Source organism: Neisseria sp. P0009.S007, from assembly GCF_051962515.1.
The window spans coordinates 1-232 of record NZ_JBQCVF010001323.1; the positions used below are offsets into that span (position 1 = coordinate 1).

A 232-nucleotide genomic window follows, 5' to 3' on the forward strand; every position below is an offset into this window, starting at 1 on the left:
GGCGAGGCATTGGCCGTCAAGCGGCAGGATGCAGCGGACGGAGCCGTCGGATTGGTTGATGTTGCTGTTGTAGCCGTAGGCGATGCCGATTTGTCCGTGCCAGCGGCTGCGTTTGTCGATTTCGCCGAGGTATTGTCCGATCAGGGCGCGGGTTTCTTCAGGAATGTCGGCGGCTTGGGCGCGGGCGAATGCGCTTCGGGCTTCGAGGTTTTGGTTATCTTCGGTATAAAGG

At 59.9% G+C, this 232-nt stretch carries 1 pseudogene; it reads right to left on the bottom strand.

Going from position 1 to position 232, the window contains the following annotated elements:
• Positions 1-232, bottom strand: a pseudogene (locus ACTHS3_RS18780) (surface lipoprotein assembly modifier); the annotation flags it as partial.